Genomic DNA, 18923 nt, shown 5'->3' on the forward strand with positions numbered 1-18923 from the left:
CGCAAAGGAGTTCATACATATGAAAAAGGCAGTACCTTTAATGATTCAAGGCACACATTCTGATGCTGGAAAAAGTGCGATTGTAACAGCACTATGCCGTATCTTTATGCAGGATGGCTATAAGACAGCACCATTTAAGTCACAAAACATGGCACTCAATTCTTACATCACAATTGATGGAAAAGAAATTGGCCGGGCACAAGGTGTGCAAGCAGAAGCAGCTAACATCATTGCGACAACTGATATGAATCCGATCTTGATCAAACCGACAGGAGCTTACCAATCTCAAATTGTTGTACATGGTAAACCATTTAGAAATATGAAAGCAGGCGAATACCGGCAAGACTTCTTTCAACAAGGGTTAACATTGATAAGGGATGCTTATGATAGATTGGCATCTAGCTATGACCGAATTGTGATTGAAGGAGCGGGAAGTCCGGCAGAAATTAATTTAAATGACCGTGAGCTTGTAAATATGCGTGTTGCCAAAATGGCTGATGCACCCGTCATATTAGTTGGTGATATTGAAAAGGGTGGTGTATTTGCGAGCTTAGTAGGGACACTCCAGTTATTAGAGCCGGAAGATCGCAACAGAATTATTGGTGTGATCATTAATAAATTCCGCGGGGATGTCTCTTTATTAGAACCAGGCTTAAAATGGTTTGAAGAATACACCGGTGTTCCTGTATTAGGGGTTGTTCCATATATTGAAGATTTGTTTATAGAAGCGGAAGATTCAGTTGTTTTAACAAATTATTCTTCTAAACAAGATCTCTCCAAAGATATTGATATTGCTGTCATTCGCCATCCGATGATTTCTAATTTTACTGACGTAGATCCATTTTTTGAAGAAGTTGATTGTCATGTTCGATTCGTGAAACATGCAGATGAACTAGGATACCCTGATTTACTCATCTTACCCGGAAGTAAAAATACAATTGAGGATATGATGTCTCTCCATCAGAGTGGATTAGCCAATAAAATATTGGAGCTCACACAGAGAGATACAATGATTGTTGGCATTTGTGGGGGATATCAAATGCTCGGTAACAGTATTGAGGACGAACATAAAGTGGAATCAGTACATGGAAAAACGAGTGGATTAGGTTTACTTCCTATGAAAACTGTTATAACTGAAAAGAAAAAAACAGTCCAATCAATAGGAATGGCAATGTTTGGAGAAAAGCAAATCCCTGTAAAAGGGTATGAAATTCATATGGGTGAATCGTACTTTGATGAAAGATATAAACCTTTTATACACCTAACAAATAGTCAAGATGGTGTGATAAGTGAGAACAAGCAATTGGTTGGTACGTATTTTCACGGGATTTTTCATAATGACCTATTACGTGAAAACATTCTTAATGAAATTCGTACCAAAAAAGGCTTGGATCCAATTTATGATCGGGTATCATTTGCTAAGAAGAAAGAAGAAGGTTTTGATTTATTAGCGAATGAGATTAGGGAGAATATCAACCTGGATCTAGTGTATCAATTATGTGAAAAATTTGGCTCAAACAGAACCGACAATAACGATGTAAAGGAATTAACATGAATGTTGTTTAATGTATTTTCAGAATATCTTTTATTAATCATTGCAGCTGGCATTGTACTTGATTTCATCATAGGTGATCCAAGGTGGCTTCCTCATCCTGTCGTTATGATGGGGAAGCTCATTTCATTTTTAGAAAGAAAGTGGAATCAGGGAGAACATCGCGTCCAAAAAGGACTAGCCCTTACCATATCCATTATTTTAGTCGTTTTTCTTGTTACTTCTACAATGTTGTTTATCGCATACAAGCTTCATCCAATATTGGCTATCATTCTAGAAATTTATCTTATTTCAACAACCATTGCAATAAAAGGATTATCTACCGCTGCAAAAGAAGTGCTTCTTCCATTAAAAAAAGGGATATTATAGAGGCAAGAAAACAGCTAAGTATGATTGTAGGGCGTGATACATTAAACTTACCTGAAAAAGAAATTGTCCGAGGTACTGTTGAAACAGTTGCTGAAAATACCGTCGATGGAATTACTGCTCCATTATTTTGGGCAATAATCGGTGGAGCACCTTTTGCACTCGTTTATCGGGCAATTAATACATTAGATTCAATGGTTGGGTACAAAGATGAACGATATGGTCAATTTGGATGGGCCTCTGCAAAACTTGATGATCTTGCCAATTGGATTCCAGCTAGACTAACAGCACTTTCCATATGGATCTCAAGTCTTCTTATAAAAGGTTCAAACGTAAACCGGGCTTGGAAGATCACCTTGAGAGATGCAAGAAAACATCCAAGCCCTAACAGCGGTTGGTCAGAGGCAATGGTTGCCGGCTTATTAGGGGTTCAATTAGGCGGGATTAATTATTATAAAGGAAGAAAGTCAGAAAGAGCGACAATGGGAGACCCTGAAAAAGACTTAACTCAATCTGATATTTCAAAAGCGATCAAATATATGCATGGAGGATGGATTGTTTTTGTCCTAATCCCATGCCTAATTATCTTTGTCGTCCTATCGCAATAAAGAAGAGGTGAAATCATGAAATGGCCAAACCACGGTGGACAGCCAGAAACAATTAAACAATTATTTCAAATCAACCACAATAAACCTGTTCTTGATTTTAGTGCGAATTTAAATCCACTCGGCCCTCCAAAATGGCTGAACGATGCATTGCATGAATCCTATAATACGATTACGTCTTATCCAGATCCAACTTATTCCCATACAACTGCAGCTGTAGCCAAATATGAAGGTCTTCAACAGGAGAATGTGTTAGTCACGAACGGTGGAGCAGAAGCGATATTTTTAGTGGCGAAGTATTTTGAAAACGGGAAAGCATGTATTGTTCACCCAACCTTCTTAGAATATGAGCGTGCATGCAAACATTATCATATTCATGTAGAAGAATTATACTATGACAAAGCTAAGGGATTTTCATTACCATGGTCACAAATAAAAGAGAAACTAGTTGATATCGATGTTTTGTTCTTATGTCGACCAAATAATCCAACTGGAACTGTCATATCAGAAAAAGAGATTAAACAATTACTTGAAGCTGGAAAAGAAGTGGAAACATATATCGTTATAGATGAAGCATTTGTCGATTTTCTAGTAGAAGAAAATTCAAGCTTGTCAGGTTGGTTAGTTCAATATCCTAATTTAGTTCTTCTTCGTTCCTTAACAAAGATGTATACAATACCCGGTCTAAGAATCGGTTATATCATGGCACATCAGAAGATCGTATCAATTTTAAAACAAGAACAAATTCCATGGAGCATTAATTCAATCGTCGATTTTATCGTTCCTAAGCTATTGGCGGATACATCATATGTTGACGATACAAAAGCATGGCTCAATAAAGAATCGCAATTCATACATAATACATTATCTAAAATGGACTTTTATCTATCTCCATTTCAAGTGAATTTCTACCTTTTAAGAGACCTGCAAAGACCTGATGAGACTGAGAAGCTTTTTACGTTTTTACTAGAAAATGGAATTGTCACTCGTCATACCCATAATTTTAAAGGTCTTAACGGTGAATATCTACGTCTTGCCATTCGGTCACATGAGGAAAACGAGCAGCTAGTGAAAGTTCTACAAAAATGGAGAGATGAAATGTGATTACATTTGTATGTGGTGGCGCAAGATCCGGCAAAAGTCAATTTGCAGAAAATATGGCCTTGAAGTTAACTAAACAGAAAAACGGAAACCTTTATTATCTAGCAACGGCTAAAAAAAGCGATGAGGAAATGGTTGAGAGGATTCTTATCCATCAGAAGGATCGGGGAGAAACTTGGAGTACATTGGAAGAACCTTATGATGTAGAAAAGGTTCTCTTGAGTTGTAGCACACATGATGTGATCTTAATTGACTGTTTAACTATTTGGTTAAGCAATGTCATGTTTGATCGTCATTATGGACTAGAAAAGTTAGAAGGTGAGGTATCAAATTGGATACACTTAGCAAGAAAAAGCCAATTTTCTCTAATAATTGTCTCAAATGAAGTAAACGAGGGAACTCCTTTTGCTGACCAATTTGTTCTCACGTATATTTATTTCTTACAAAAACTGCATCAATTACTTGTTACACAAGCAGATGCAGCAGTGCAGGTTCAAGCTGGTATTCCAATTTATTGGAAGGGTGAAGGAGTATGAAGTCAGTAATCTATGGGTTTTGCCTGGCGATACAGTTTTTAACAAGAATTCCGATTCCCGTGCAATGCCCTTGGAACAGTAAGACAAGTAAATGGGCTTTACGAAGCTATCCTTTAGTAGGTTTGATCATCGGCATAATAATGATGATCATGTATATGGCTTTATCGTCTCACCTCCCAGCATTTTTCTTAACGTTGCTCATCATCTCAGCCTGGGTGTGGATCACAGGTGGTCTGCATTTAGATGGATGGATGGATGTAGCGGATGCTGTTGGATCAAATGCTCCGCTTGAGAAAAAATGGGTGATTATGAAGGATCCTCATGTCGGAAGCTTTGGTCATATCGCACTTCTATTTTTACTAGCTTGGAAGGCAGTTTTAGTTTATGAATTGCTTCATTTTGACATGTTTATTATGGCCATTCTCTTTATTGTGACTTATTCCCGACTAGGAGTCGTCATGTTAATGATCTTTTTGCCTACAGCAAAAAACGAAGGACTTGCATGGGAATGGAAGAAAAATCTTAGTCGAAATGATTTGATTTTTGCTATCATTCCAGTTGTCATTTTCAGTTTGCTGTTTCCGGCGTTTTTCTTTTATGCCCCTGCCTACATATTATTTGTTATTTTATATGGAAAATGGGTTATGCGAACCTTTAAAGGAACCAATGGAGATTTATTAGGAGCAGCTATTGAAGGAGGAGAATTATGGGGACTTGTCGTCACGTGGATCTACTTCTCATTCGTCATGGCATAACACCGTGGAATCTACAAAAAAGATATTTAGGTCATACCGACCAAGGATTATTACATAGTGAATTGACCATATTGGATGGATTAAAGAGTGATTTGAAGCTAAGAAAATTTAATTGCATTTTCACAAGTGATTTAAAGCGTTGTATGGAAACTTTCCATTATTTTGACTTCCAACAAGAGCCGATCTTAGATCATAGATTAAGAGAAATGAACTTTGGTGATTGGGAAGGAAAAACATATAACGAGTTGAAAGAAAAGCAAACTTATCGTAACTGGTTGGATAACTGGGAGTTGGCTCCTATACCTAATGGAGAATCTGCTCCAAGCTTTAAAGCTAGAATTGATTCTTTTTTTCACGAGCTTTTTCAGAATATAGATACTCAAAAAGAAAGTCAAAAAATACTGATTGTCACTCATGGTGGTGTTATTCGTTACACTGTTTCTAAGTATGTAGCATCTCCATCTTTTTGGGATGTTTCCATCACACATGGACAAGCACTTCAATTACGATTTGAAAAAAAGAGGGGGAATGGATATGCAGCTCGTTCTCGGAGGTGCTTTCGCAGGAAAAAGAAAAATAGTGAAAGATCAGCAGCAAACATTCAGCTGGGTGTCCTCCTATAACGATGGAGTCGTATGGGACTGGAAATCAGTATGGCTGACTGATACAACACTAGTGCTTGAAGGCTGGGAAAAATGGATTTTACAAGAAATCAAAAATAATGAAAGCAATGACCTTATTCGTCATAAGTTTAAAGATCTTTTTCATTGTTTTTTAGAAGAAGAGAAGAAAAGAAATAGCGATATTGTCCTTATCATGCTGGAAATGGGGAAGGGGATTGTTCCTCTTGAAAAAGAGGAGAGAAGATTGAGAGATATTGCTGGCTGGGTTGCACAAGATGCAGCAAAACTCTCTGAACAGGTTGAATATGTATGGAATGGCTTATCAAAAAAACTAAAATAATTGATTCATGGAGGGATATTGGTGAAATTAATTTCCATTTGTCCAAGCAATACAGAGCTTGTAGGGTATTTAGGCTTAACATCTTCTTTACTAGCTGTAGATGACTATTCAGACTGGCCTGAAGAGGTTTGTCATTTGCCAAGACTTGGCTCGGATTTACATATAGATATGGACAAAGTCGAAAGGATGGAACCTGACTTAGTGCTGGCTTCACTTTCTGTACCGGGAATGGAAAGAAATATTGAAGAATTAAAAAAGCGAAACATTCCATTTGTAATTGTACCTAATCCTAAAACACTTACAGAAGTAGGTGAGAGCATACGTTTTATTGGGAATGTTACAGATACTCAAGAAAAAGCAAATGAACTGTACATGACATATAATCAACTGCTAGAACAGTTTCGTCTGATTTCTAAGAAAGTAGTAAAAAAGAAAACGATTTATTGGGAATGGTGGGCAAAACCGATCTTTACACCTGGTGCTTACAATTGGTTAACGGAAATAAGTGAATTAGCCGGGGGAAGAAATGTTTTTGATGATGTCGAAAAAGCCAGTGTTCAAACAGATTGGGAAGATGTAAAAAATAGAAATCCTGATGTAATGACTATTATATGGGTTGGGGTACAAACGGAACGAGTAAATCCAAAGGTCATCTTAAAACGTTCAGATGCAGAACAAATGAAAGCCGTTCAAAACAATCAGCTATATATACTGGAAGAACCATTATTCTGCAGACCTTCACCAAGATTACTCCTCGGCTTAAGTAAGATTGCTAGTATTCTTCATCCTGAACTTTATCCGGTTTTTGTTGAAGGGAAAGATCCTTTACTTACAAAAGATTAAAATAAAAAAAGAGTCAGTCCACCAAAAGGTATGTAAAAGGGGGACTGACTCTTTTAAACTAATATCTTATATAACACCTTGCTCGATCATTGCATCAGCTACTTTAACAAATCCTGCAATATTTGCACCAACAACAAAATTACCAGGAGCACCATATTCTGCGGCTGCTAGCTTGCTGTTTTGGTAAATATTTTTCATGATTTCTTGTAGTTTCGCATCAACTTCTTCAAATGTCCAAGAAAGTCTTGCACTATTTTGGGCCATTTCCAACGCTGAAACAGAAACACCACCAGCATTAGCTGCTTTAGCAGGACCGAATAAAACATTGTTTTCTAGGAATGTCTCAACAGCTTCCAAAGTAGATGGCATATTGGCACCTTCACCAATTGCTTTCACACCATTGGATACTAGAACTTGGGCAGAAGCTTGATCAATTTCATTTTGAGTCGCACAAGGTAAAGCGATATCACAAGGTACTGTCCAAATTCCACTGCAATTTTCCGTGTAGATTGCTTCAGGGTGTTCTGAAACATATTCACTGATTCGTTGTTTTTCTACTTCTTTAAGACGTTTTACTGTGTCTAAATTAATTCCATTTGGATCATAGATATAACCATTTGAATCACTGCAAGCTACAACTTTCGCACCAAGCTGTGTCGCTTTTTCGATCGCATAGATCGATACATTACCTGACCCCGATACGACAACTGTACTGCCCTTGAAGCTAAGACCTTGGTCTTTTAACATTTCATCAACAAAATAAACTGTCCCATAACCAGTTGCTTCTTTACGTGCCAGGCTTCCGCCATAGCCGAGACCTTTTCCTGTTAACACACCAGCTTCATAAGCACCGCGCATTTTTTTATACTGACCAAATAAATATCCGATTTCTTTACTGCCCACACCGATGTCACCTGCAGGAACATCCGTATCTGGTCCAATATATTTACTAAGCTCTGTCATAAAGCTTTGACAAAAGCGCATGATTTCGCCATCTGATTTTCCTTTAGGATCAAAGTCTGATCCACCTTTTCCACCGCCAATTGGTTGACCGGTTAAGGAATTTTTGAAGATTTGTTCAAAGCCTAAGAACTTAATAATACTTGCATTTACTGATGGGTGAAATCTTAATCCACCTTTGTATGGTCCGATCGCACTGCTGTATTGAACTCGGAATCCACGATTTACCTGTACGTTTCCTTCATCATCTACCCATGGAACACGAAACGAAATAACTCTTTCAGGTTCAACAATTCGTTCAAGAATTGCTTGCTTAATATATTCCGGCTTTTTAACAAGTACAGGAACTAAAGAATCAAATACTTCCTTTACTGCTTGGTGAAATTCAGCTTCATTAGGGTTTCTTTTTTGTACCGTTTCAAATACTTGTTGAACATATTTTTGTACACTTTCTGTATACATCTGTTGAGTGTTTTCCATCGTTTTCATATATGATATTCCCCTTTTCTAACATCTAATTCATGAAAAATAAATTTTCTAAATGTTCCAAAATAGATGAATTGTTATTATGAAATATTTTATAATTAAATAATTGATCGAATCAATATAAAGAAACGATAATATTAATGCGTTTTATGCATTAATGCTAGGAGGATAAAAGTGGACTTCAGACAAATTCGGTATTTTATGGAGGTTGCAAATCGTGAGCATGTTACAGAAGCAGCAGATAACTTACATGTGGCACAGTCCTCTGTAAGTAGACAAATAGTCAATCTGGAAAGTGAACTGGGCGTGGATTTATTTATTCGCGAAGGTAGAAGAGTTCGTTTAACACCAATCGGGAAAATATTTTATGAAAGAATGAAAAATGCTATGAATGTAATTGATGACGCAAGGCGTGAAGTTGAAGAATATCTGGACCCGGAAAAAGGAACTGTTCGTATCACATTTCCAATCAGTTTAGCTGCCTATACGTTACCAACTGTGATTTATGCCTTTCGATTACGATATCCCGAAGCAAAATTCCAGCTGAAACAAGCACTTTATCGGGACCTAATAGATGGCGTGGTAAAAGGTGATTTTAATCTTGCATTAATTGGACCATTGCCACTCGAAGAAAAGAAACTCCGACGTAAGATATTATTCACAGAAAATATTGTGGCCTTGTTGCCTATTCATCATCGACTAGCTAAGAAACCTACATTAAAACTTCAAGAATTAGTAGACGAACCATTCTGTCTCTTACCTGAAGGTTTTGTGTTTCGTGATATCGTGATGGATGCATGCCAAAACATTGGTTTCACACCAAAGGTTTCCTTTGAAGGGGATGATATTGATGCATTAAAAGGCCTAGTGTCAGCTGGTTTAGGCATTGCACTCATGCCGGAAGTAACGTTGGTTGACAGCTTGCCACGTTCAACAGTAAAAATACCCTTAGTAGAACCAAATGTAACCAGAACAGTGGGTGTCATTACTCCTAGAGACAGAGTATTACTTCCAACAGAAAAATTATTTTATGATTTTCTTCAAGAGTTTTTTGCAAGATTGGATGAATTTAATCAATCATTTTGAGCCTAAAATGGATTTATTTTTTTAGAAAAACAATAATATCCCACTATTCACATTGATTTATCATCATGTACAATAAATAGTAGTACAATTGTTTTTTGATTAAGGAGCCTAAACATGTCAATCGCAGAAAAATTAAATTTATCAAAATATGCTAATCTGGCGGTTATCAACCAGCCGGGAGATTATTCAGTTTTTATCAATTATCCGACAGAATTTTCTAAAACCCATGATGCACTTTTTATTTTTGTGCAAACTGTTGATGAAATGATTAAACATACTCACCATATTATAAAACACGATCTGTTAGTAGAAAAAGGCTATATCTTTTTTGCTTATCCGAAAAAGGGAAATAATCGCTATGAGACTTTCGTACATAGGGATGAAATTTTTCCAGCAATGAAGGTTGGAGAAGATGGATATGTTGGGAATAGTGATATTAAATTTGCCCGAATGGTTAGTATGGATGATGTGTTTACAGTGGTCGGGTTAAAGAGAGAAAAAAAGAAAGTAAAGAAATCATCAGCTGCCAGTCAATGTGTAGCTGATTATGAAAAGAATGTTTCAGATGTTGAACAATTATTAGCAGAGAATCCGTCCGAACTGCAATTTTTTCAACGTTTAACACCTGGGTATCAGAAAGACTGGGCACGCTATATTTTCTCCGCTAAACAGGAAAAGACACGTGAGAAGAGACAAGCTCAAATGGTTGATGTGCTATCACAAGGCTATAAAACGATGGATTTATATCGTCAAAACAGGAAATAAATGACGGAACCAGTTTGATCATTCATAATCAAGCTGGTTTATTAATTGGTAACCTCCTCATATTCATATTCAAACCTTCTATCATCATAAAATGAAGAAATATAAGTAAGAAATATGAGAGGATGGTCTTAATGCACCGAAATCCTAATTTACAAGATGAATTATCTGAGCTTGATAAAAAGCATTTTCTCCACCCAACATCTCCCATACAACAACAACAAGAGCATGGTCCTGCATTTATCTTCACAAGGGGTGAGGGCATTTATCTTTACGATTTATCTGGTAGAAAAATGATTGATGGCATGTCATCTCTTTGGAATGTAAACATTGGCCATGGAAGAGAAGAGCTTGGCATAGTTGCAAAAGAACAAATGTCGACGCTTGCTTTTTCTTCTAATTTTGCAACATTTAGTAATGAACCGGCTATTCGACTAGCAAAAAAACTCGCTGATATCTCACCCGGTGATTTGCAGTCAACCTTTTTCACCTCAGGTGGATCTGAAGCCAATGATACAGCATATAAGCTAGCCCGTCATTATTGGATATTGAAAGGGAAACCTAACCGAAAGAAAATTATTTCAAGAACAAAATCTTACCATGGTGTTGCGATCGGCTCGACAAGTGCTACAGGATTAAAGCCCTTTAGAGATTTCACCAATTCTCTTGCACCAGATTTCCTTCATGTAAATCACCACTCCTCAAATTCGCTACGTGAGCTCATTGAAAAGGAGGGTCCTGACACAATTGCTGCCTTTATATCAGAACCTGTACAAGGGGCTGGAGGAGTTCATATAGCACCTCTTAATTACTTCAAAGAAGTAAAGGAATTGTGTGAAGAGTATGACATCCTCTTTATCACAGATGAAGTGATCACTGGATTTGGCCGCACAGGAACATATTTTGGAATGGAACATGATAACATTGTACCTGATATGATGTGTTTTGCTAAAGGTGTGACAAGCGGTTATGCCCAATTAGGCGGGGTGATGCTTTCAAAGAAAATGCACAAAGTGTTTAGCGACATGTCAACAGGTACATTACTTCATGGATATACCTATAGCGGGCATCCGATGGCATGTGCTGTAGCTTTAAAAAATATCAACATCATAGAGTCTGAAGGTCTAATTGAACATGCAAAACTGATTGGAGAAGAACTTTTAGATGGGCTCAAAACTCTTCAAGAAAATGATCCTAGTATTGGAGAGGTTAGAGGAAAAGGGTTGATGGGGGCTATAGAATTTAGTCATAGAGATAGCAAAACTCCTTTGGCTCCTCTTGTTGTAACCGAAGCAGCAAAACGCGGTCTCATTTGCCGATCAGTCGTGTTTGATAGGCAGGATACAGTAGTTCTAGCTCCACCGCTTATTATAACGAAGGAAGAGCTATACCATATGCTAAATATATTAGATGATTCTATAAAAGCTATATTGAAACAATAACAGACTTACCTTGAACTAAACATTAAGAAACAAAAAGCCCTCACATCAACCGAAGGGCTTTTTATGATAGTTTAATAATTGTCATTTCTCCTTATTTGTACCAGCATTTTTCTATAACTAGATATCTATCATATACAATTTAGGTATTACCATAATAGGATGTTAAGAATATCTTTTTGATAAGGAGGACTACTTGTGCCCTTTCCAAGTAATTCACAATTTACACCTATTATGGTTGGGGGAACTCCGCTTTTTGATCTATTGGGGGATGAAAGTCCGGTTTCAACGGACATTGTTGGCAATTCTTCATTTCCAGCTGCCTTTTTCGCCTACGATGGAACAAATGTTTATTTCCGGCTAAGATTAAATGGAGATCCTCGAAATGCTCAATTAACAGGCTTTAGAAATTTCGCATGGGGTGTATTAATTAATACACAGGGTGTACCTGGAACATATGACTGGCTTTTTAATGTTGACGGCTTGAATAATCGTGTTAGCTTAATACAAAACACTGTCAAGCAGGTTAACTCATGGAATGATCCTGCAGAAGGAACAGGAGGAGGTAATCCTAACTTTTCTCAAGCGATTACTAACTTTGATTATGCGAGGGTTTCTTTAGCTGATTCCAGTATAGGTGGAGATCAGGACTATTTTTTAGATTGGTTTTTGCCGGCTTCAACATTTTTTTCGTTTCTTGGAATAAATGAAACTTCATTATTACAGGCAATTTTTTTCACCTCTGCGAACATTAATAATTACAATAAGGATTCTTTACGTTCAGCTGAAGGTTTTTCATTTTCTAATGCACTAAGTAATCCAGTGTCACCAGATCAAGTAGATGTAAGAGCAGAGCTAACAGTCAATAAGACGTTAACATCTGGCCCAAACACAGTATTAATTGGTCAGCAAGCAACATGGACGGGGAATGTGAATGTCACAAATACAGGTAAGTCACAAGCAACGACAATCTTTTTAGACGATCTGCTAGGTCCAGATTTAATTAATTCATTTACTGTTAATACAGTGTCACAAGGGTTAACTGCCTTTAATAGCAGTACAAAAACATTAACGTGGAATATTGGAAATCTGGCACCTGGTGGAACTGCAACACTAACATTTACGCTAAATGGTCTTTACACAACTAGCGGGATACGGCAATTAAACCGTGTATTTGCTTCAGGTGTTGATAGTTTTACCGGAGACAGAATTCAATCAAATACATCAATCGTTACTATTACCGCACAAGCAGTTGCATCCATCAATGGAAGGGTCTTTGATCAATCAACCGGATTGGTCTTACCGAATGTAACCGTTAATTTATTGCAGGGAATGACGATTGTTGCCACAACATCCTCAAACAATAATGGTATTTATTCGTTTACAAATGTGCCCCCAGGAAACTATACCGTTCAAGCCACAAGGACAAATTATACAGCAAATTCTGTAGCAGTTGTAGCATCTAGTGGTACCTCGACCACAGCAAATATACCGTTGACTCCATTACCCAGTACAATAACAGGGAATGTATCAAGTGGAGGACCGATTAATAACGCATCTGTTACTCTAACAAACCAGGAAGGTATTGTCATCGCTTCTACGACAACCAATGTTGCAGGGAATTATACGTTTCCTAATGTGTCGCCCGGCCTATATAATGTCTCCGTTTTAGCAACTGGATTTCGGTCGCAAGTTCAATCTATAACGGTTGAACCAAATCAAAATTATACAGTCAACTTTGTACTGATCGCCAACCCTGGATCGATCACCGGAGAAATAAGGGATGCCATAACAAATACCGTTATTCCAAATGCAGTGATTGAGTTATTAACACAGGATAGCATATTTATCACTTCAACTATGTCAAATGGGGCAGGCGTTTATTCGTTTACAAATCTTTCACCTGGAACTTATTTCGTAAGGGCTTCAGCCACAAACTATGCTACTTCAATAGTGTCTTCAACCGTAACGGCTGGAAATACAACGACAACAAACCTGTTTTTACAACAGAGTCCGGGAGCAATTCAAGGAACGGTTACCGACAGTGATTCACCCGCTCCAATTGCGAATGTAAATATACAAGTTGTTAATGCTCAAAATATTGTCGTAGCAACAGCTGTTACGAACGTGAATGGACAATATTCAATTGATCAATTATTACCTGGTTCGTACACACTTATTTTTACAGCAGATGGATATTCTACTGTAACATTAGGTGCTATCGTTACATCCAATGGTACAGCTATTGTTAATGCCATTTTATCAAGGCTGGCAGGAGCATTGATGGGTAATGTGCAAAATCATCAAGGGAATCCTCTTAATGGAGCATCCGTTTCAGTATTCCAAAATAACGTCCTTATCCAAACGGCTGTAACAGATGGAAACGGAAATTATATGATCACCGGCTTGGCACCAGGTTCTAATTATTCCGTTGTTATTGGTGCAGAAAGTTATTCTACCTTTACTGCTGCTGCAACAATTATAAATGGCCAAACAACCATTTTAAACGCAACATTAACTGAAAACCCCGGTAATTTAACAGGGATTATACTCAATAGTAATAATAATCCAGTGGCGGGAGCAAATATAAGTGTCCAATTAAGTACAGGATCGGGAATTATTATTGCAACAACTGTTACAGACTCAAATGGAAATTATTTTGTACAGGGGTTAGCTCCCGGAAACTATTCCGTCGTCGTCACAGCACCAAATCTTCAATCTTCAACTTCTGGAACAACCATTACCACAAATGTGACATCAACTCTTAATTTTACATTACTACCAGATCCCGGTTCGATCTCTGGTCAAATAACAAATGCACAGACGGGAGTTCCGATCAATAGTGCAAATGTACAAGTAAGAATTTTAGATGGAAGTGGTGCAATAATTGCTACAGTGTTGACCGATAGTAATGGACAATATGTTGTTAACCAATTGGCTCCTGGTATCTATACGATTGTTGTCTCCGCAGAAAACTTCCAATCAAATGCAGCAACCATCCAAGTTTTATCGAATCAAACAGCATCGGGAAATGTAGCCCTGGTACCTAATCCCGGACAAATTACCGGGTTTGTTTTTAATAGTATTGGGGGAAGTCCAATACTTGGTGCAACTGTAAATGTAATAAATAGTGTTGGAGCTTTAGTCACAACTGTATTAACGGATCTGGATGGAGGGTTTACAGTTAATGGGTTAGCACCAGATCAGTACACCTTAAATGCCATTGCCCAAAATTTTCAGAACGGAATTGTAGGGGCTTTTGTAAACTCTAATCAAATAACGCCTGTCGAAATTGCACTTGTTGCTAATCCGGGAACAATAACGGGGACAGTTTCTCCAATCATTGCAAATACACTTGTTCAACTGCTGAATATTAACAATTTGCTTATAGATTCAGCTTTAGTTAGCCCTAATGGCAGTTTTTCGTTTCAAAACCTTAGTCCAGGCGTTTATACTGTTATCGCTTCTGCGCCAAACTATTCTGCAACCCCAGTAGGTGCAAGTGTTTTCGCAAATCAAACAACTAATGTATCTATTACAATGACACCAAATCCTGGATCTGTTTCTGGTCATATAACAGACAATTTAGGTAATCCAATTGCAAATGCAGCAGTTCAAGTTTTCGATATTAATGGAATCCTTATTGCAACTGGTTTTACTAGTACAGAAGGGACCTATACAATTGGTAATATACCAAGTGGTTCTTTTACAATCGTTGTAAATGCACCGGGTTATGGTCAAGTATCTGTCGGAATAAATGTTAGCCCCGGTGAAGTTTTAACAGGTATTGATGCTGTATTGTTTGCTAACCCAGGCTCCATTAACGGACAAATCATAAATCAAAACACAGGAACCCCTATCGAGGGAGCAGTCGTTACCATTTTAGATGGCACATCACAGATACCAGTCTCAGTAACCACAACTTCTATTTTTGGAAACTATACTGTTTCAGGCCTAGCCCCGGGAAGCTATATTGTGACTGCCTCAAAACCAAACTTTGGAACAAATCAGATTGGAGCTATTGTCGTAAGTGATATGACAGAAACAGCTGATATATCTCTTGTGCCAAATCCTGGTGTGATAAACGGAAATGTCATAGACACAAATGGAGACCCGGTAACTGGAGCAGAAATTCGTGTGTCAGTTTTAAATGAAAATCAAATTATTGTTGTTACGTTGTTAGCAAATCCTGACGGGACATATTCAGTTCCTTTTCTAGCACCCGGCACATATTTTGTGACTGTTAGTGCTCCAAATTATAGTTCCTCCACTGTAACTGCAACAGTTGAATCAAATCAAACAGTAAATGTTACTAATATTTTGACACCAAATCCGGTCACTTTATCAGTGCAAGTCATTAATACTAACACGGCAAACCCAATTGCTGGAGCATCTGTAACAGTAAGAAACTCGACAAATATTCAAATTATCTCAGGAGTAACAGATCAAAATGGAAACATCACGTTTTCATCTTTACCTGCGGGAGTTTTAACTATTTCAGCCACAGCAATGAATTTTGGAACCGATACAAAATCTGTCATAGGCAATCCTGGAGAGGTACTCTTCACTCAATTGTCATTACCATCTGATCCAGGAAATATACAAGGCTTTATTACAAATATAGAGAATGGTGATTCTATCCCAAATGCTGTCATTCAGATTTATAATTTTACAAATGTTTTAGTTCAAACAACTGTTTCTAACCAATTTGGTGAATATACGTTTTCAGGCATTACACCAGGTGTATATACAGTGGTCGCAAATGCAGCTAATTTTGGGCCGGAAACTGCTGGTGCCATAATTAATTCAAATGAAACAAATACACTTAGTTTTGCGTTATTTCCCAATCCTGGAATGATCCAAGGTTTTGTAAGAGATATAGAAAATAATAATCCTATTACTGGAGCAAGTATCATAGTAAGGGAGTTTTCAGGTACTGGTCCAATCATCTTTTCAACGATTACAGATGCTAACGGCTTTTTTCAAACAACATCATTATCTCCAAAAACGTATGTATTAGTTGCCAGTGCAGAGGATTATGGCACAAATAGTGTCTCTGTTAATGTCATTAGCGATAGCACTGCTCCGACTGAAATTTTACTAACAAGAGATCCAGGGGCTCTTCAAGGCATCGTCAGAGATGCTGAAACATTGACCCCTTTACCAGATACCCTCGTCAGAATCATAAATGATCAAGGAATTATTGTTAGAAGTGTACAAACAGATGCAAATGGTTTCTATTTACTCACTAGCCTTCCCGAAGGAATCTTTACTGTTGCTGCAATTAATCCAAATTATCAGTCACAAATCAATCAGACACAGATTATAGCAAATACAACTACAGTATTGAATATTGCTTTACAGGGAGAACCTGCCACGCTTTTCGGGACAGTTAGTGATTCTGAAACCCACTCCCCATTAACAGGCGTGATTATCGAAGTTCGTGTTAGTGGAACAGATATCCTCCTTAGAAGAACTCTAACAGATCAAGATGGAAATTATCTGATTGAAGGACTCCCGCAAGGAACATTTGATGTCATTGCACAAATGAGAGATTATGCAATTAGTAGCAGTACAGTATTTCTATTACCAAACGAGACCGAACTGCTGAATTTTGAGCTAACTCCATTTCCAGCCACCCTTCAAGGTCTAGTCCTCGATGCATTATCAGGAGATCCTATAGTAGGTGCATTAGTTTCAGTTGTTGTACCAAATACAGACATTGTTATTGAGAGTATTGTGACAGGTGATGACGGAACTTATACGATTGGAAATTTACCACAAGGAACCTACAATGTTGTTTTTACGGCAACTAATTATGGAAGTACAGTCATACCTGTTATTTTAATTCCAAATGAAGTAGAAACAGTCAATGCTTCCTTACAACCAAATCCGGCAACACTAGTCGGTACTGTATCGAATGTACAAACAGGAATCGGGATACCACGTGCTCTAATTAGAGTATTTGATCAAAATGGAACATTGATAAAAAGTTCACTAACAACTGAAACCGGTCAATATACAATAACCGGTTTATCACCTGGACGCTATTCGGTTATTGCAAGTGCTGAGGGTTTTGGCAATATGATAAATGTTGTCACTTTATCTCAAGGAGAACTAGAAACCCTTGACTTTGCCCTAAGTCAAGAATTCGCAAATTTGAGAGGAACAGTACGTGATGCAGCTAGTGGCCAGAGGATTCAAGGTGCCCTCGTTCAAGTTTTTCGGATTGGAACTGAACTTCCAGTTGCTTCAGTCTTCACTAATGGAAATGGAGATTACCTCATTACAGGGCTGGAACCTCGTGAATATCGCGTCGTGTTTACTGCTGAAAATTATTCGAGTGAGGTATTTAGAATCTTTTTAGATCCGGGGGAAAGCAGAGTTTTAAATGTAGATCTTGAAGCTAATCCGTCAGTAATAAGGGGGCAGGTAACAGATGCAGCAACAGGGTTGCCAATCGAAAGGGCGGGAATCATTACCGTTCTTAGTGGCAGTGGTGTTATCATTGCATCAACAGAAACAGATCAAAACGGCCAATATATTCTATCGAATCTCCCTTCAGGAACTTATGATGTTATATTTTCAGCAGAAGGCTATGTGACCGAAACAAGATCGATTATATTATCTCCGAATGAGATTCTTATTCTAAATATTGCACTAGTTCCAAATCCAGGTTCCATTCGTGGTTCTGTAAGAGAAGTTGGTTCATTATCGTCAATTAGCGAAGCACTTGTCCAAGTGTTTTCACCTTCAGGGACACTATTAGGTGTAACTTTAACAGATGTTGAAGGAAATTATTTTATTACAGGTCTTCCGGGAGGAGAAGCAATCGTTGTTGTACGTGCAATTGGTTATCAAGCTCAAATTCGTGACGTCTTTATTATAAGAGGTGAAATTGTTACTGCTAACTTCTTATTACTAGCTAATCCTGCAACAATAAGCGGCATTGTTACCGACAGATGTACAGGTGAACCATTAACACGTGTTCTTGTTCAAATTTTTCCTGAAAACAGAAGTGTTCCAATTCGTTCCACATTAACGGATGTAGATGGTTTTTATATTCTAACCGGTCTTCCTGGGGGAACTTTTACCGTTAGATTTACGATAGATGGAGAACCTGTAAGGGAAGTAAGTGTTGAGCTTGAAGCAGGTGAAGAGATAACGTTAAATATTGAACTTGGAACTGTAACCCTTATTTGTCCATCGAATATTGTGATATCGAATGATCCGGGTGTATCTGGTGCAATTGTGAACTTTCCACCGCCTATTGTAAGAGAAGATTGTCCAAATGTAATAGCATCATGTACACCGGCTTCCGGCTCATTTTTCCCAGTTGGTACAACAACTGTTAATTGTATAGCTGAAGATGCTGAAGGTGTGCTAAATTCATGCTCCTTTACAGTAAAAGTTGTTATGGATCCATGTAGATATTTAGGCTGATGTTATTTTGAATTCTCATGATAGTG

The 18923-nt window shown here is 37.7% G+C and carries 12 protein-coding genes and 1 pseudogene; 12 read left to right on the plus strand and 1 reads right to left on the minus strand.

Annotation, left to right across the window (positions count from 1 at the left end; translation table 11 throughout):
- The first annotated feature begins 19 nt into the window (after positions 1–19).
- The 8 genes and pseudogenes from AC0L8O_RS10700 to AC0L8O_RS10735 all read left to right on the plus strand — a co-directional run bounded on the left by AC0L8O_RS10700 (position 20) and on the right by AC0L8O_RS10735 (position 6721).
- Positions 20–1555: a cobyric acid synthase gene (locus AC0L8O_RS10700; RefSeq protein WP_473447988.1), complete on the plus strand. Its 1536-nt coding sequence runs from the start codon at positions 20–22 to the stop codon at positions 1553–1555.
- Positions 1556–2526, plus strand: a pseudogene (cbiB, locus tag AC0L8O_RS10705) (adenosylcobinamide-phosphate synthase CbiB). It begins immediately after the preceding gene.
- 15 nt (positions 2527–2541) lie between these two features.
- Positions 2542–3627 carry a threonine-phosphate decarboxylase CobD gene (gene cobD, locus AC0L8O_RS10710; protein WP_473447990.1) on the plus strand — a complete coding sequence of 362 codons (1086 nt, stop codon included), beginning with the start codon at positions 2542–2544 and terminating at the stop codon, positions 3625–3627.
- Complete coding sequence (locus tag AC0L8O_RS10715; RefSeq protein ID WP_473447992.1) at positions 3624–4160, plus strand: bifunctional adenosylcobinamide kinase/adenosylcobinamide-phosphate guanylyltransferase; 537 nt, start codon at positions 3624–3626, stop codon at positions 4158–4160. The genes cobD and AC0L8O_RS10715 overlap by 4 nt, the downstream gene beginning before the upstream one ends.
- Positions 4157–4915 carry an adenosylcobinamide-GDP ribazoletransferase gene (gene cobS / locus AC0L8O_RS10720; protein ID WP_473447994.1) on the plus strand — a complete coding sequence of 253 codons (759 nt, stop codon included), beginning with the start codon at positions 4157–4159 and terminating at the stop codon, positions 4913–4915. The genes AC0L8O_RS10715 and cobS overlap by 4 nt, the downstream gene beginning before the upstream one ends.
- On the plus strand, positions 4867–5538 hold the full coding sequence (locus AC0L8O_RS10725; RefSeq protein ID WP_473447996.1) for a histidine phosphatase family protein: 672 nt from the start codon (positions 4867–4869) through the stop codon (positions 5536–5538). Before cobS ends, AC0L8O_RS10725 begins: the two co-directional genes overlap by 49 nt.
- On the plus strand, positions 5495–5878 hold the full coding sequence (locus AC0L8O_RS10730; protein ID WP_473447998.1) for a bifunctional adenosylcobinamide kinase/adenosylcobinamide-phosphate guanylyltransferase: 384 nt from the start codon (positions 5495–5497) through the stop codon (positions 5876–5878). Before AC0L8O_RS10725 ends, AC0L8O_RS10730 begins: the two co-directional genes overlap by 44 nt.
- Before the next feature lie 21 nt (positions 5879–5899).
- On the plus strand, positions 5900–6721 hold the full coding sequence (locus AC0L8O_RS10735; RefSeq protein WP_473448000.1) for a cobalamin-binding protein: 822 nt from the start codon (positions 5900–5902) through the stop codon (positions 6719–6721).
- A gap of 66 nt (positions 6722–6787) precedes the next feature.
- Here the strand turns inward: AC0L8O_RS10735 and gdhA are convergent, their stop codons facing one another.
- Entirely contained in the window at positions 6788–8170 is a 1383-nt protein-coding gene (gene gdhA, locus AC0L8O_RS10740) for an NADP-specific glutamate dehydrogenase (protein WP_473448002.1), read from the minus strand.
- Between the two features lie 171 nt (positions 8171–8341).
- Here gdhA and AC0L8O_RS10745 point away from each other — a divergent pair, with 171 nt between their 5' ends.
- The 4 genes from AC0L8O_RS10745 (at position 8342) to AC0L8O_RS10760 (ending at position 18897) form a co-directional block, all read left to right on the plus strand.
- The gene (locus tag AC0L8O_RS10745; RefSeq protein WP_473448004.1) at positions 8342–9253 is read left to right on the plus strand and encodes a LysR family transcriptional regulator; all 912 of its coding nucleotides are present in this window, start codon (positions 8342–8344) and stop codon (positions 9251–9253) included.
- A 114-nt stretch (positions 9254–9367) separates the two neighbouring features.
- On the plus strand, positions 9368–10018 hold the full coding sequence (locus AC0L8O_RS10750; protein ID WP_473448006.1) for a YdeI/OmpD-associated family protein: 651 nt from the start codon (positions 9368–9370) through the stop codon (positions 10016–10018).
- A gap of 131 nt (positions 10019–10149) precedes the next feature.
- On the plus strand, positions 10150–11457 hold the full coding sequence (locus AC0L8O_RS10755; protein ID WP_473448009.1) for an aminotransferase family protein: 1308 nt from the start codon (positions 10150–10152) through the stop codon (positions 11455–11457).
- A 195-nt stretch (positions 11458–11652) separates the two neighbouring features.
- A complete protein-coding gene (locus AC0L8O_RS10760) occupies positions 11653–18897 on the plus strand; it encodes a carboxypeptidase regulatory-like domain-containing protein (protein ID WP_473448011.1) in 7245 nt (2414 codons plus the stop codon).
- Positions 18898–18923 lie beyond the last annotated feature (26 nt).

This window comes from Metabacillus sp. KJ11-3 (assembly GCF_055808295.1).

Bases quoted from the DNA above. Each gene is read 5' to 3' on its own strand.
- AC0L8O_RS10700 (WP_473447988.1), top strand. From the start codon at position 20: ATGAAAAAGGCAGTACCTTTAATGATTCAAGGCACACATTCTGATGCT.
- cobS (WP_473447994.1), top strand. From the start codon at position 4,157: ATGAAGTCAGTAATCTATGGGTTTTGCCTGGCGATACAGTTTTTAACA.
- AC0L8O_RS10750 (WP_473448006.1), top strand. From the start codon at position 9,368: ATGTCAATCGCAGAAAAATTAAATTTATCAAAATATGCTAATCTGGCG.
- gdhA (WP_473448002.1), bottom strand. From the start codon at position 8,170: ATGAAAACGATGGAAAACACTCAACAGATGTATACAGAAAGTGTACAA.
- AC0L8O_RS10755 (WP_473448009.1), top strand. From the start codon at position 10,150: ATGCACCGAAATCCTAATTTACAAGATGAATTATCTGAGCTTGATAAA.
- cobD (WP_473447990.1), top strand. From the start codon at position 2,542: ATGAAATGGCCAAACCACGGTGGACAGCCAGAAACAATTAAACAATTA.
- AC0L8O_RS10725 (WP_473447996.1), top strand. From the start codon at position 4,867: ATGGGGACTTGTCGTCACGTGGATCTACTTCTCATTCGTCATGGCATA.